14 protein-coding genes and 1 pseudogene are annotated in these 13,228 nt (G+C 34.7%); 8 read left to right on the forward strand and 7 right to left on the reverse strand.

The annotated features are described in order from the left end of the window. Positions 1-2: 2 nt before the first annotated feature. Positions 3-1,043 (reverse strand): YkvI family membrane protein, encoded by a 1,041-nt coding sequence (locus tag NLJ82_RS09990; RefSeq protein WP_001990330.1) that lies wholly within the window; start codon positions 1,041-1,043, stop codon positions 3-5. 241 nt (positions 1,044-1,284) lie between these two features. Here NLJ82_RS09990 and NLJ82_RS09995 point away from each other — a divergent pair, with 241 nt between their 5' ends. The 3 genes and pseudogenes from NLJ82_RS09995 to NLJ82_RS10005 all read left to right on the forward strand — a co-directional run bounded on the left by NLJ82_RS09995 (position 1,285) and on the right by NLJ82_RS10005 (position 3,508). Then, the gene (locus NLJ82_RS09995; protein WP_000105198.1) at positions 1,285-1,728 is read left to right on the forward strand and encodes a Dps family protein; all 444 of its coding nucleotides are present in this window, start codon (positions 1,285-1,287) and stop codon (positions 1,726-1,728) included. Positions 1,729-1,883: 155 nt separating this feature from the next. Next, the gene (locus NLJ82_RS10000) at positions 1,884-2,339 is read left to right on the forward strand and encodes a DUF3939 domain-containing protein (RefSeq protein ID WP_000488187.1); all 456 of its coding nucleotides are present in this window, start codon (positions 1,884-1,886) and stop codon (positions 2,337-2,339) included. 225 nt (positions 2,340-2,564) lie between these two features. Continuing rightward, positions 2,565-3,508: pseudogene (locus NLJ82_RS10005) on the forward strand (alpha/beta hydrolase). 45 nt (positions 3,509-3,553) lie between these two features. Here NLJ82_RS10005 and NLJ82_RS10010 read toward each other — a convergent pair. Together NLJ82_RS10010 and NLJ82_RS10015 are read right to left on the reverse strand one after the other, a co-directional pair. Continuing rightward, positions 3,554-4,555, reverse strand: a complete 1,002-nt coding sequence (locus NLJ82_RS10010) for an LLM class flavin-dependent oxidoreductase (protein ID WP_000594051.1) — start codon at positions 4,553-4,555, stop codon at positions 3,554-3,556. Positions 4,556-4,660: 105 nt separating this feature from the next. Further along, positions 4,661-4,852 carry a DUF3896 domain-containing protein gene (locus NLJ82_RS10015; RefSeq protein WP_000805515.1) on the reverse strand — a complete coding sequence of 64 codons (192 nt, stop codon included), beginning with the start codon at positions 4,850-4,852 and terminating at the stop codon, positions 4,661-4,663. A gap of 177 nt (positions 4,853-5,029) precedes the next feature. On the opposite strand from NLJ82_RS10015, the gene NLJ82_RS10020 reads away from it, so the two are divergent. Continuing rightward, the gene (locus NLJ82_RS10020; protein WP_001168144.1) at positions 5,030-6,502 is read left to right on the forward strand and encodes a flavin monoamine oxidase family protein; all 1,473 of its coding nucleotides are present in this window, start codon (positions 5,030-5,032) and stop codon (positions 6,500-6,502) included. 75 nt (positions 6,503-6,577) lie between these two features. Next, the gene (locus tag NLJ82_RS10025) at positions 6,578-7,162 is read left to right on the forward strand and encodes a GNAT family N-acetyltransferase (protein WP_001068767.1); all 585 of its coding nucleotides are present in this window, start codon (positions 6,578-6,580) and stop codon (positions 7,160-7,162) included. A 24-nt stretch (positions 7,163-7,186) separates the two neighbouring features. On the opposite strand, the gene NLJ82_RS10030 is transcribed toward NLJ82_RS10025, so the two are convergent. Continuing rightward, a complete protein-coding gene (locus NLJ82_RS10030; RefSeq protein WP_000442812.1) occupies positions 7,187-8,089 on the reverse strand; it encodes an aldo/keto reductase in 903 nt (300 codons plus the stop codon). Positions 8,090-8,254: 165 nt separating this feature from the next. Here NLJ82_RS10030 and NLJ82_RS10035 point away from each other — a divergent pair, with 165 nt between their 5' ends. Next, entirely contained in the window at positions 8,255-9,205 is a 951-nt protein-coding gene (locus NLJ82_RS10035) for a CobW family GTP-binding protein (RefSeq protein WP_000613439.1), read from the forward strand. 96 nt (positions 9,206-9,301) lie between these two features. Here NLJ82_RS10035 and NLJ82_RS10040 read toward each other — a convergent pair whose 3' ends face one another. Continuing rightward, positions 9,302-9,772, reverse strand: coding sequence for a GNAT family N-acetyltransferase (locus tag NLJ82_RS10040; RefSeq protein WP_000172435.1), 471 nt, complete (start codon positions 9,770-9,772; stop codon positions 9,302-9,304). Between the two features lie 135 nt (positions 9,773-9,907). Continuing rightward, complete coding sequence (locus NLJ82_RS10045; RefSeq protein ID WP_001126177.1) at positions 9,908-10,858, reverse strand: metal ABC transporter substrate-binding protein; 951 nt, start codon at positions 10,856-10,858, stop codon at positions 9,908-9,910. Positions 10,859-11,125: 267 nt separating this feature from the next. Here NLJ82_RS10045 and NLJ82_RS10050 point away from each other — a divergent pair, with 267 nt between their 5' ends. Next, complete coding sequence (locus NLJ82_RS10050; protein WP_000540927.1) at positions 11,126-11,275, forward strand: hypothetical protein; 150 nt, start codon at positions 11,126-11,128, stop codon at positions 11,273-11,275. Positions 11,276-11,390: 115 nt separating this feature from the next. Continuing rightward, positions 11,391-12,050: an oxidoreductase gene (locus tag NLJ82_RS10055; RefSeq protein WP_001042754.1), complete on the forward strand. Its 660-nt coding sequence runs from the start codon at positions 11,391-11,393 to the stop codon at positions 12,048-12,050. Positions 12,051-12,079: 29 nt separating this feature from the next. On the opposite strand, the gene namA is transcribed toward NLJ82_RS10055, so the two are convergent. Further along, positions 12,080-13,117 (reverse strand): NADPH dehydrogenase NamA, encoded by a 1,038-nt coding sequence (namA, locus tag NLJ82_RS10060; RefSeq protein WP_001107021.1) that lies wholly within the window; start codon positions 13,115-13,117, stop codon positions 12,080-12,082. Positions 13,118-13,228 lie beyond the last annotated feature (111 nt).

Genomic DNA, 13,228 nt, shown 5'->3' on the forward strand with positions numbered 1-13,228 from the left:
TTTTATGTTTTTTGAAGTTGTTTAAAAGCAATAATCGGAAGTAAAATGATGCTAACCCACCCGATTACTGGATATAGAATATGGAGTAATTCACTGTAACCAACGTAACTAAAGCAATAACTTATTAGTAAAATGAAGAAAATAATATTGTTATTTTTCCAGCCAGTGATGGATTGCATTTGTTTTGTCATTCCGAACACATTGCCAACTAAAGTTGTGAATACTTCACCGAAAATGATAAGAACAAAGAAAAAGTGAAAAGTGGCATTGAATTTTCTTATGACTTCAGCCATTGGAATGTTATATTGATAAAATTGGTCGACTGATAAGATAGCTAAATGGCTACATAATAATATTAAAGAAAGTCCTGCCCCACCTAAAATACCGCCCCATAAAATGGCCTTTCGATCTTTTACTTCGCTGGCTAACGGAACGAGGACGCTTTGGGCGAGAGAAAGATTTAAGGCGACATATGTAATAGGACTAGTTATCCACTTCATATTCCAGCTTTCTGCAGGAATAGTGTTACTAATAGGAGTTGTACCGTGAAAAAACGTTGTAATAGCAAGTCCGATAATGAAAATCATCATAATAGGTACGACAAGTGTATTAACTTCAAAAACCCCTTGTAATCCGCGACTACCTATAATGAGACAGGCGATTACTGTAATGAAAATACCGAGTTGTCTTGGTAAACGAAGTTGCTCTTCGAATACCGCCCCAGCTCCTGATAACATAACGCTCGTTACACCAAATAATACGAGCAATAATAATGTGTTTACGACATTTCCAAATACATCCCCAAATAAATATTTGTTAAATTCTTGCGCTGAAAATGCACCGATTTGTGAGGAGAGTAACATCATTTTTGTACCGAGCCAAATAAAAAAAAATCCACTTATACATATGCCAATTGTTCCATAAAAGCCATTCACTGTAAAAAATTCAACAATTTCTCGTCCAGTAGCAAATCCAGCTCCAACGACTGTTCCAATATAAGTAGCAGCGACTTTCTTTGCTACTTGCCATTGTTGATTGTCCATGTTATCCCTCTTTCTACTACGATGAGCTTGATTTACTATTATGCATATGTATGAGCTTGGACAATTAGACGTATGAAGTGTTTGAAAACATACATGAATTAATACATATTAGGGAAATATTAAAGGTGTTAAAACTTTGTTACATATAAGCTAATCGTTCGAAAGGATAGGAAATGTATGGTAACATGTAACTAGGTTATGAAAAGATAATCATTACAAAATGATAAGAGGAGTGGATTGTATGAGTACGAAAACAAATGTTGTTGAAGTATTAAACAAGCAGGTAGCAAACTGGAATGTGTTATATGTGAAACTACATAATTATCACTGGTATGTGACAGGACCACACTTCTTTACATTACATGAGAAATTTGAAGAGTTTTACAATGAAGCTGGAACGTATATTGATGAATTAGCAGAACGTATTTTAGCATTGGAAGGTAAGCCGTTAGCGACAATGAAAGAATATCTTGCAACATCTAGTGTGAATGAAGGGACAAGCAAGGAATCTGCAGAAGAAATGGTGCAAACATTAGTAAATGATTACTCAGCACTTATTCAAGAACTAAAAGAAGGCATGGAAGTTGCTGGTGAAGCTGGAGATGAAACATCAGCGGACATGTTGTTAGCAATTCATACAACATTAGAACAACATGTATGGATGCTAAGTGCGTTCTTAAAATAAAGTGAAACTTTAATCAGTGGGGGGCTTACTGCCCATTAAAGCGGGATAAATATAAGAATATAAAGAAAAAAGTCATTGAAAAATTCTTTCAATGACTTTTTTGTGATTTTTCAGTTTTCTTTTATGCTATAATATAGTAAAAAGGAGGCGATGCGATGTTTCGCTTTTTCAAAACTGGAAAAGAAGAGCGTGAAATTACGAAAGATGAATTGGAACAAGCGATGGCCAAGTTTCTAGAAAAGAATGCTAATATCGTTTATACAGTATTAGTAAATGATGATTATACAGTGAATTATGATTTGTTAAAGCCGTATTTACCTGCATTTCCAACAAACCATTTTCTTATTACGAAGGAAACGCTTGAGGTATTTGAACATACAGAAGAAAACTTAAACCTAGTGAAAGAAATTGATATTGTACAAAAGGCAGTAGATCAGTATGTAACAGAAAAAGAAATGTTTCCAATTGTAGAAGGTAGTGAAGATCGCCTCATATGCGGAATGAAACTAGGACCTTACTTAGATCGTATATTAAAAAGAGACTTATATATTTCAGAAAAACATTATTTAGTTTCAAGTAAACCAGATAGAAAAAAACAAAAGAGTGGGTAGATGTATTGAGAACAACAATAAATATATTGTTGTCTTTTTTTGGTCGTAAAAATATTCATTTTTCAGTCTATTTAACTTTATACTAAATTTATTGGGTAAAGAGGAGTAATAATTGAGTATCATTTTAAGAATAAAGTTATTGTTAGCTTGAGTTATATAACGATTACAGAATGATATAAAGGTTTGAGACATAAATATTATAACAGGTTACGGGGGAGTAGATGTATGAAAAATGGTATGACTTACATTCAATTATTAAATGAAACGTTACATTGCTATGCAAGTAAAGGAAGTTTAGAAGCGTACACTTATATAATGGAGCATGCTAAAGGTATAGTAGGGAATGAGGCTCAAATATATAATTTTAAATATGCATTAGCGAGTGCAGCAGGACTTGAAGAAGAAGCGTTGCATTTAATGAAGGAAGCTATTATAGAAAAAGGTTTTTGGTATGGATATGAGTATTTAATTTCGGACGATGATTTAAAACCACTACATAAATTTGAAGGGTTTCATCAAATGGTTCAATTATGTAAAGAAAGAGAAGAGTTAGCAAAGAAAACAGAACGAGCAGATGTGAAATATATAGAAAGTAAGAAAAAAGAAAAACTATTTATTGCAATGCACGGTGATCAAGAAAATATAGGAATAATAGAACCATATTGGAAATCTGTTTTGGTACAAAATTATACGTTAGCTTTACCACAGTCTTCGAAAATCCAGTTTTCAGATGGGTTTGTATGGGATGATTTACATAGAGGGAAAGAAGAATTAAAAGAGCATTACGATAAGCTTATAGAGAACCGTACAGTAGAACATGAATAATTGGCGGTTTTTCTGCTGGAGCAAGAGTAGCTCTATATACAATTTTACAAAAAGATATAGCTGTGGATGGGTTTATTTTTATGGCACCGTGGCTTCCAGAGGTTGAAGAATGGAATGAGTTGCTGGGAGTACTACAGGATAAACATATAAAGGGATATATAGTCTGCGGTGATCAAGATGAAGATTGTTTCGAATGCACACAGCAATTTGTACAATTATTAAGAGATAAGAATATAGAACATAAGTATAAAATTATACCTAACTTAAATCATGATTATCCTATTCACTTTGAAGAGGTATTGAAAGAAGCTATTGAATATATAGGGAATGAAAACAATAAGTAGTAAGAAAAGGAGATGCATCATATGTGATGTATCTCCTTTTTAAAATTATAAATTAAAAGCATTTGCCAATAAGCGATAAGAATTCAATTTATCTTCAAATCGATGAGTAATAGTGACAATCATAAATTCTTCAGTATTGTACGCTTTGCTTAAGTTTATGATTTTTTCTTTTACAGAAGACGGATCGCCTACTATCATACGTTGACGATTTTCTTTTATACGGAATAAATCATACGTGCTATATGAATAATTTTGAGCAGTTTCGATAGAAGGAGTACCAGTTGTACGCTTTCCTTGTTCTAGTAATAAGATTGATAAATCTAAACTAGAAGCAATTTTTTCCGCCTCTTCATTTGTTTCTCCGCAAATAACAAAAATAGCTACGATTGATTTTGGTTTATCTCCTAAATAGGAAGGTTGGAATTGTTTTTTATAGGCCTCCATTACCTCGGGTCCACCGTATCCGTTTATGAACTGTGCGAATGCAAAGGAAGCACCTTGTTGTGCGGCAATCTTTGCACTCTCTCCGCTAGAGCCAAGCAACCACATGTCAGGAGATGTGGGAATTACAGGAGTAGCCTTTAAATTTGCATAATGATGGTTTTCTGGTACTTGATCATGTAAGTACATTGCAACATCTGCAATTTGCTCTGGATATTGATCAAGTGAGACCATTTTTCCTTCTTGAAGTGCGCGAGTTGCAATGGGCATACCACCAGGTGCCCTGCCGACACCAAGGTCAATACGATTTGGATAAAGCGCTTCTAAAACGCGGAAATTCTCAGCAACTTTATAAGGGCTATAGTGAGGTAACATAACACCACCTGAACCAACTCTCATACGCTCCGTTTTTGCTGCAATATGAGAAATAAGTATTTCTGGACTTGAACCAGCAAGGCTTACAGAATTGTGATGCTCTGATACCCAAAAGCGTGTATATCCGAGTTTTTCAACTTCTTGCGCAAGCGTAACTGTATGTGAAAAAGCTTGGGCTGCCGTACTACCATCTGAAATAGGGGATTGGTCTAATACACTTAATTTGATCATAGAATATACCTCTCAATCTTAATGTACATCCTATTATATATTTACTTACAAAAAATGCGTAATGAAATGCTCAAAATAAAAAGTGGATAAATTATATATCCACTTTTAATGTGAAAATCCTCGTTCATAATGATTCATTTCGACTACATTTAAAATATATTCGTAGTTATCAATCTCAAGTTTTATTTGTTCACGCTCTTTTTTAGATAGATGCATATTACTAAGTTTGTTGCATAGCTGTTGTTTCTTTTCTTCTAAATACTTTTTTGTAGCATTGTAGTCGTAAGTTGGTTTCATTTTTAACCACTCCTTATTTGCTGTTGCTATATTATACGAAGCGTGAAGAGATGTGAGAGCGATCTCTTATGTATTTTCAGTGAATATTCAACTTGCTCTGTTGTTATGTTTATGGAAATTTATGAATAAAATGCACTAAACGACTAATGCCCATTTGATGAAGTAAGGGGTGGAATTGTGCAGAAAGATATAATGTATAACACGGAGATGGATGAAACGTTAAAAATTATAAATAAAGGATTAAAGAAGACGACGAGTCCGAAGCAAATTATTGTAGTAGGGGCTGGCATGGCTGGATTAGTTTCGGCATCTTTATTAAAAGCTGCGGGACATGAAGTGAAGATTTTTGAGGCAAACAACCGGGTAGGTGGCCGCATAGAGACAGTTAGAATGGAAGATACCGGTTTATATTTGGATGTAGGGGCGATGAGAATTCCGTATTCGCATACATTAACGATGGCATATATAAGAAAATTTGGGCTACAGGTAAGCCCTTTTATTAATAGGAATGAGACTGATATTATTTACGTAAACGGCCGAAAAACGACATTAAAACAATATGAAAAAGAGCCAAGTATATTAAAGTATCCTGTGGAAATGAATGAAGTTGGGAAAACGTCTGAGGAGCTATTATTGTTAGCGGTACAGCCTATTATAAATTTTATTAAAAAGAACCCAGAGAAAAATTGGGATGTTGTAGTAAATGATTTTGGCAGATACTCTACAGGACAATTTTTAAAGTATCACCCTTATCAATATAATACTTACTTTTCACCAGTAACAATTGAGATGATTGGCGTTTTGTTGGATTTAGAAGGTTTTTTAGAAAGGTCATTCGTTGAGACATTACGTTTTTTATACATTATGCAAGAGGAGAGCGGATTTTGTGAAATAATAGGCGGTAATGATAGATTGCCAAAATCTTTTTTACCACAATTAGAGGAAGATATTATATATAATCAAAAATTAATGAAGCTACATCAGCATGATAATGGTGTGACAGCTTTCTATCGAAACGAAGAAACGTTTGAATATAGTAGTATTACAGGGGACTTAGTTATTGTTACCATTCCGTTTTCGACAATGCGGTTTGTAGAAGTAGATCCATTTGATTCTATATCTCATGAGAAATGGAAAGCAATTCGTGAATTGCATTATATGCCAGCGACAAAAATAGGAATTCAATTTAAAAGTCGATTTTGGGAAGAACAAGGACAGTTAGGTGGCAGAATTATAACAGATTTGCCAATTCGTTACGCCTATTATCCAAGCTATGGAATTGGAGAGAAGGGACCAGCTATGATGCTAGGAAGCTATACATGGTCTTATGATGCGTTGTTATGGGATGGCTTATCAAAGGGTGACCGTATTTATTACACATTACAAAACTTAGCAACGATATTAGGTGGCCAAGTATATGATGAATTCTTATCTGGTATATCAAAAAGTTGGACGTTGGATCCATATGCACTTGGAGGGTTTGCTCTATTTCAGGCCGGTCAAGAATCAGAGTTGCAACCAGCGATTGTCAAACCAGAGGGAAGAATATTCTTTGCTGGAGACCATACAACGTTATATCACGGATGGATACAAGGGGCAATTGAATCTGGCGTTCGTGTTGCGGTAGATGTAAATGAATTAAATGTATAAAATTCAGAAATTTCTTTACTGTATAGTTTGAGATGGATATTATTATATATAAAAGAATTATAGGGAGTGTTTACAGTGAATCCGTTATTATTCGATTTTCCTTCTGAATTTTATACTGAAAGGTTATTGATTCGAATGCCGAAACCAGGTGATGGTAAAGTTGTATACGATGCCATTCAAGCTTCTATGAAAGAATTAAAACCATGGATGGTTTTTGCGCAAAAAGAGCAAACAGAGGAAGAAGTAGAAGTGAGCATTAGAAAATCGCATATTCAATTTTTACAGCGTGAGGATTTAAGGTTACTAGTATTTTCGAAAGAAACAGGCGAGTTTATCGCATCTAGCGGATTGCATCGCATTAATTGGGATATACCCCAATTTGAAATCGGGTATTGGATTGATTCGAGGTTTAGTGGAAAGGGCTATATGGTTGAGGCTGCAAAGGGGATAACAGATTATGCTTTTTCTGAACTGAAAGCAAACCGCGTAGAAATTCGTTGTGATTCTTTAAATAAGAAAAGTAGAGCGATCCCTGAGAAATTAGGTTTTAAATTAGAGGGTGTTTTAGAAAGTGCGAGTGTTGCAGTAGATGGAAATGGATTAAGGGATATGTGTGTATTTGCGATGACTAGAAATACATATGAAAAAGAAGAGCTGTAGAGAAACGGCTCTTCTTTTTGTGTATTATGGTACAGGATGTCCGTTAGAGCTTTCGAAAATTGTAAACCATTGTTGACGGTCTAAGTTAACTTTTGTAGCAAGAGCGGCTGTTTTAACACGATCTAATTTACCAGAGCCGATGATTGGCAACATTTTAGCTGGATGTGCAAGTAACCAAGCATACATAACCGTATCGATACTAGAAACACCTAGCTCAGTAGCAACTTTTTGCGCAGTTTCACGTACACGTACAGCACGTTCTGATTGACCAGTAAAGATTTCTCCGCCAGCAAGAGGTGACCAAATCATTGGATTGATTCGTTTTTCCTGACATAAATCAATTGTTCCCTTTTCAAAATGCTCAAGCTGCAGAGCTGATACTTCAATTTGGTTCGTAATAAGCGGGAAATCTAAGTATGAACTTAACATATTGAATTGGGAAGGTAAAAAGTTAGATACACCGAAATGACGAACTTTTCCTTCTTGTCTTAAGCGTGAGAACGCTTCTGCCACTTCATTTGGATCCATGAAAGGATCAGGACGATGGATAAGTAATACGTCAATATAATCTGTATGTAAATTTTTAAGTGAAGCTTCTGCACTTTGAATAATATGTTTTGCACTAGTGTTGTAGTGAGCAACATAACGCTCTGGAAATTTCGGTGATGGGGGAGCGATTCCACATTTTGTGATGATTTGCATGTTTTCACGTAAGGAAGGCTTTAGTTGTAATGCCTCTCCGAACAGTCCTTCACACGTATAACCGCCATAAATATCAGCATGATCAAAAGTAGTAATTCCCATATCCATACAATCTTCAATGAAAGAAAGTAATTCTTGTTTTGTCATATTCCATTCTGCTAAACGCCAAAAACCTTGAATCATACGAGAAAATTCGAGTGTTTCGGCCATTTGAACTCGTTCCATTATAAGTGCCCCCTTGATGAATGAATAATATTTTGAAAAGGCTTTCTTGCTACATATTATTATATAGTTACAGTGTCGTACATACAATAAATATGTTTTGCTACAAAAACGATTTTTTCTATATGCTATAATGTAGAAACATATAGCTATAAGGAGAGGTACAAAATGATTCCAGTAACAATATTAACTGGTTTTCTTGGATCAGGGAAAACGACATTATTAAATCGCATTTTATCAGAGAATCACGGTCAGAAATTGGCGGTGATCGTAAATGAAATCGGGCAAATTGGTATTGATAATCAGTTGATTATGAATGTTGAAGAAGAAATTATGGAAATGACAAACGGCTGTTTATGCTGTACTGTACGTGAGGATTTACTCGTTGCGTTAAAACAATTACTGGACGTAAAAGCAGAAGGGAAAATGGACTTTGATGGATTAGTAATTGAAACGACGGGTCTTGCAAATCCAGGTCCTATTATTCAAACATTCTTTTTAGATCCTGTTATTCAATCTGCATACCAAATTAATGGTGTTGTAACAGTAGTAGATAGTTATCATATACATAAACATTTTGAAAAAGGGCTAGAAGCAAAAGAACAAATTGCATTTGCTGATGTTGTATTAGTGAATAAGTTAGATTTAATTGAAGAGAGTGAAAAAGAAAATCTCTTACATGAATTGCAAGGAATAAACCCGACTGCAAAGTTAATTCAGTCGACTAATTGTGATGTGGATATTCCATCGTTACTACAAATTCAAACGTTTAAAACGAAAGATACGTTACAAATTTATCCTCATACAGAGCATAATCATTTAGAAGGTGTAAAATCGTTTGTACTACGCGAAGAGCGTCCGTTAGATTTACAAAAACTAAATGAGTGGATGTCAGCTGTCGTTCAAGAACTAGGAGAATATTTATATCGCTACAAAGGAATTTTATCGATTGATGGAGTGGATAAACGTATCGTTTTCCAAGGCGTACATACGTTATTTGCTGCTTCGTATGATAGAGAGTGGCAAGAGGGCGAAGATCGAGTAAGTGAAGTTGTTTTTATCGGAAAAGATATTAATAAAGAATGGTTCCAAGCACATTTCGAGGAGTGTGTGAAATAAGTCTGCGTTTATTGCAGGCTTATTTTTTGGACTTAACTAAGTGTTTTGTAGAAAAATACTAGATTGCCAAAAACGAAGGACTAAAAAAACCTGTTTTCACAGGTTTGTATGTTCATCTAAAAGTAACTCCATTACAACACCTACAACAGGACCTTCATCATCAATATCGCCATTTAAACGGAAGCCAAATGACTCATATAATCCCATTGCAAGTTTGTTGTCTGGGTGTAAACTTAAATAAATTGTTTTACATTCAAATTTATTTTGTAAGAATTGAATAAGCAAGCGAAGGAAACGTTTTGCGTATCCTTTTCCTTGATATTGTTGGTCAATCATAAAGCGGTCTAACCATATGCTTTTACGTTTTTCACAATACCATCCATACATTGCATATCCTACAAGTGTTTCTCCATCATATAAACCTACTGACGTTCCGTTCCCCTCATATAATGATTCTGCTAAAGAAAATGCATTGCTTTCAATAAATTGCTGCTGGTCTTTTGCGACGTTTAAAGCAGATACCGAACGCCAATTTTTTTCTGTTACTTCACAAATGTGAAGAGTCATAATTCCAACTCACCTTCTAAATTAATATAGCTTAAAAGCTAATATGGATAATTTTACTTGTTATTTTGGTCAAGTCAAGCAGAAACACATAAAAAAGAAGCTGAATGTCGTATTCAGCTTCTTATCAAAAGTTGGTTAGTTAGTAGCTTCTTTCAATGTGTTTACGTTTTCTTCCATTAAAGTGAAGTAATCTTTATTATTTTTCGCATCGTCTTCAGAAATAGTAGCTAAGTGATTTAAGCGTAAAATCTTTGTACCTGTTTCTTTTTGAATAACGGATGCTACTTTTGGAGTAGAAAATGTTTCAAATAAAATATATTTTAGATTATGTTCTTTTACTGTTTTTGTAATGTCAGCAAGTTGTTTTTGAGATGGTTCATCAGAAGCTGAAATACCGGCGATAGCAATTTGTTTCAGGCCATAGCGTTGTTCCCAGTACCCATAAGCCGCATGAGAAACTAAAATATCTTTCGTTTTTGCATTCGCAACTGCTGCTTTAAATTGATCATCTAAATCAGTAAATTTTGTTTGAAGTGCTGCAAAGTTTTTTTCGAACTCTTGTTTATGGTCAGGTTGTAGTGCTACAAGTGCATTTTTAATTTTTTCTGCTTGTTTCATTGCTAGAGTAGGGTCTAACCAAATGTGTGGGTCTTTATCGTGATGATGTTCATCCTCTTTATGGCCGTCTCCGTGATCATGATGCTCTTCTTCAGTAGAAGTACGCAGTTCAATACCTTTTGATGCATTTACAATTTTAACGTTTTCTTTTTGTAATGTTTCTTTCATTTTTTCAGCAAATGGTTCTAATTCAGCACCGTTATAAACGAATAAATCGGCTTTTGCAACTTGTACTGTTTGTTTCTGACTTGGCTCAAATGTATGAGAATCGGCACCAGGCGGATAAATTGCTTCAACAGTTACATAGTCGCCACCAATTTTTTTTGCGAAATCTGCAAGAGGAAAAATAGTTGTATAAACAGTTAGCTTTCCTTCTTTCTTGGCATTACCTTCTTTTGTATTTGAGCAGCCAGTAAAAATTAAAGTGAAAATAAGTAAGAATGAAAATATAGTCAATCTTTTAGGCATGAAGTTCTCCTCTTTTCTTTTTTTACGGATATATTTTCCCCAATTATAGAAGAAACATATCATTTTAATACAAAACGGAATAATTACGTTTTAGTTTGCGAACTTAGTATAATACATCTTTTATAAAGTTGCAATAAATAATAATCATTCCGATTTGATTTTGTTATAAAGTTGTCAAATATAGGTGTGTTATTTTTGCGAATACATGCATATGTGACAACGCTGTGTTCATATATATGAAAGGAGGGTGTAGAGGGGGCTGAGTGTTTGGGTTACTTAATGGAAGCTATTTTATTGATATTAGCGGTAGTATTACCATTAGCCGTAGTCTTAATTTTTTTAAGAAGATTAATAAGTAATTTAGGAGATGCATCAACCGTAACAAAATTACGAGAGAAAGATGAGAAAAAAGAGTGAGTAAAGCACTATGCGTACGCATAGTGCTTTACTTGTGGTAAAATGAGAGAAGGAAACTCCTAAAAGTTGTATGTTACTAAAGGAGAGAAAAGTAAAATAAGAGGTATATGCATATATGAATAAGCGAACAGCGTTAGTGCTTGGTGCAAGTGGTTTAGTTGGGCAAGAGATAACGCGTCTATTACTTGAATCAGATTACTACGATTCGGTTACTATTTTTGTAAGAGAACCAATGCAATGGCAACATGAAAAGTTACAGCAAAAGCAAGTAGATTATTTGGCATTAGAGGAATATAAAGAGTTCTTTGCTGTAGATGACGTATTTAGTTGTCTAGGAACAACAATCAAAAAAGCAAAAACGAAAGCTAATTTCAAAAAGGTAGATTATGAATATACGTTACGAGCGGCTTGTTTAGCTGAAAAACAAGGGGTGCAAAATTTCCTTGTTGTGTCCTCAATGGGAGCGAATCCTAAATCGTTTTTCTTTTATTCACAAGTGAAAGGAAGAATGGAAGAGGAATTGCAAAAGTTAGTAATTGGTGGTATTCACATTTTTAGGCCATCTTTATTAGTAGGAAATCGACAAGAATTTCGCTTTGGTGAAAGAATGGCGGAAAAATTATCTCGTATGATTCCTTTTATATTTAAAGGAGCCTTCAAAAAGTATAAACCAATTTCCGCTAAAGATGTGGCAAAAGGGATGTATATAACTGCATTGCGAGAAGAATCAGGTATCCACATTTATAATTCGAATGAAATTACAACGATAGAATAAATAAAACCGAGAAGAAGAGCTTCTCGGTTTTATTTATTTGTACTGATTTTCCCAGGCGCTCGCTCGTATTGATACGGTTCTTCTAATTCAAAGCCAAGTTCATTGGCGGCTATTCTTGGGAAGTAAGGATTGCGAAGTAACTCACGTCCGATAAAAATTAAATCTGCTTCGTTATTATTTAAAATTTGCTCTGCTTGTGCCCCGGTCGTAATCAATCCAACTGCACCAGTTGCAATGTTAGCATGCTCTTTAATATGTTTAGCATATTGTACTTGATACCCAGGGTAAACATCGATGCGCGCAGGTACAACAGCCCCAGAGCTACAATCGATTAAATCTACTCCTTGTTCTTTCATCCATTTTGTATATTGTACATAATCTTGAACTGTTAACCCGTCAGGATGATAATCATTTGCTGAAATACGAACAAATAGCGGTCCGTTCCAAACTTCATTTATCGATTCAATGATTTCGCGTAAGAAACGATATCGATTTTCAGGTGAACCACCATATTCATCAGTCCGCTTATTGGTAAGTGGAGAAAGAAATTCATTAATAAGATAACCGTGAGCACCGTGTATTTCAATAACGTCAAATCCAGCTTGTTTGGATCGTACTGCAGCTTGCTGAAAAGCTAATACAGTATCTTTAATTTGGTGTTTGCTCATTTCTATTGGCATTTTCATTGTTTCATTAAATGGAATGGCTGAAGGAGCTAACGCATCTGTTTCTAATTCTGCTTTTCTTCCAGCATGAGCGAGTTGAATGGCAGCTTTTGCACCATTATCGTGTATAAAAGTTGTCGCTTTATGTAAGCCTTCAATTAAACTGTCATCCCAAATGCCTAAGTCTTTATTTGAAATTCGACCTTCAGGTAACACGGCTGTTGCTTCAATCATAACTAAACCAACTTGACCAGCAGCTCTTGTTCCATAATGAATAAGATGGAAATTCGTTATTTGGCCATCCTCGTTTTTCGATGAATACATGCACATAGGTGACATAACAATCCGGTTTTTTAATGTAACGTCTTTAATTGTATAAGGTGAAAAAAGTTTGTAATTCATCCAATAGCCTCCTAGATTGAATTTTCTTACATTGTATCATTCTCGTTTTTGTTTCTCGAATAAAACGCTTATACGAAAAATTTTGTCTATTCGTGTTACAATAATGAATAT

It is taken from the genome of Bacillus paranthracis (genome assembly GCF_024296885.1).
GTDB classification, from domain to species: Bacteria; Bacillota; Bacilli; order Bacillales; family Bacillaceae_G; genus Bacillus_A; species Bacillus_A paranthracis.